The 1709-nt window shown below is 33.4% G+C and carries 1 protein-coding gene and 1 pseudogene; both read right to left on the reverse strand.

The window, feature by feature from the left end:
* Positions 1-130: 130 nt before the first annotated feature.
* Positions 131-858: pseudogene (locus F0000_RS27200) on the reverse strand (ISAs1 family transposase); the annotation flags it as partial.
* 344 nt (positions 859-1202) lie between these two features.
* Positions 1203-1709 (reverse strand): transposase (locus F0000_RS27205; protein WP_149627835.1); only part of this gene is annotated, 507 nt, incomplete at its 5' end.

Below are 1709 nucleotides of genomic sequence, written 5' to 3' on the forward strand. Positions count from 1 at the left end.
AAGTTGAAGCTTGGCAAGAATATAGAAATAATCTTAATGCCAAAATAAATTGGCAATTCACAACGGAAAATTGCAGAATCAAACTCAAAAAACTTTATCCGTCAATTAATAATTGACTTGACACTAGGTTAACAAACTCAAAATTTGAAATCACACTACAAGTCCTTGTTTCTATCCTACCATGTCCTAAATCCATATCGGTAACAGATATGACTTGTTTAGAGAATTTGAATTCATCTTGGATATCTTGCAATAATCCAGCTTGATTTCCTTTGACCGCCAAAATATAGTCAGCATTGTTTTCAATGATTTTACTGGCAATATCAAGCTGTGTTCCCATTGCATCGATGGTCACGATAGTTCCTGAAATATCCAAGGCTTCTATAAGTTCTGGGATCGCAGTTATTTCATTAGATTTTTCAGCCGTTTTCACTTGACCTAGAACCATATTATTTTGGCAAGTCCAAGCACTTACCATATGAATTGGAGATTTTTTTCCGTGTGATTTTGCTCCTCGAATTGTCTTCCCATCAATAGCAATGATTTGCCCTTTGTGCTGACTGCTTACCGTAGTTACCCATTGAGTAAAGTACTTTTCAAATTCCAGGCTATCGATTGCCGAAAACAATCTGTTTATAGTGTCTTCTGAAGGTATTGCGTTGGGTAATTCGAGAAAAGTTTTAAGAAATGCTTCTTTTGACTTCGCAAACCCCACCATTTGTTTCCAAGTTTCTGCTCCACAAATTACTGAAATTATTCCGATAAGAAGGAGTCAATAAAATTGTGAAATTGGTTTATATGGCTTCTAGGATCTTCCATTTGACTAAAAATTGACTGTAGTGAATTTGTGTTTTTCAAAATATATATTATATTGACTATCAATACAATACACTTTCTTTTAATCTAAAAAACCACTATTAACCAACTTGAAATCAAGTCTTTTAATACAAAAAAATACCCCAAAAATCAACTCGAAAAGTATGAGTTTGCCCTGTCCCCCCTACTAGCTGAAGCCGGAACTATTCTTTTAAATCCTTATCTTTCAGATCTTTTATCTATTCTTGTTTTTCACCATTTTTATCCTTTAAAACTAAGTACATAACAAAAATATAATTAACTGATTATCAATAAAATAAGTATGGTTTTTTTAGAATAAAGCATTGATTTTCAGTATATTAGATGAATAATTCGTCCTATTGTAACTATTCACCCTTCATTGGGATGTATGGTTTTTCATTGAATGCATCGATAAGACATTCTAATATAGATTGCTTATTCTTTCTAAGTGTTGAGATGTATCCCCTGATTCTGGAAAAGTAATGGATATGATCTTGTGATCGAAAACATCCCGACACTTTTTGTTTGACCTTGATCATCCTTAAATCACGTTCCGCCTGATTGTTATCAAAAGGCACTAAGGGTTGTTTGATAAATTCAAGAAAGAGGTATTTATGTTTTTCTAAAGCAAAAGCAAAACGTTGCTCATCAGTTTTCTTGAATTTCTTATCATAGCCTTTGATAATGGGCCGTATTGTTTTAGTAAAGGTGTTGAATACCCTTGTATAATATGAAGATTTCAGATCAGGATCTTGCTCTTTCTTTTTCTTGGCACGTACTAGTAGTTTTCTTATTTTGGTTGCCCAGGGAGCATCAAAAGCTTCTTCTATATAAATCAGATCCCTCAAAATATGTGCGTTGCACAGGCTATG

Source organism: Aquimarina sp. RZ0 (genome assembly GCF_008370685.1).
In the GTDB taxonomy this organism is placed as follows: domain Bacteria; phylum Bacteroidota; class Bacteroidia; order Flavobacteriales; family Flavobacteriaceae; genus Aquimarina.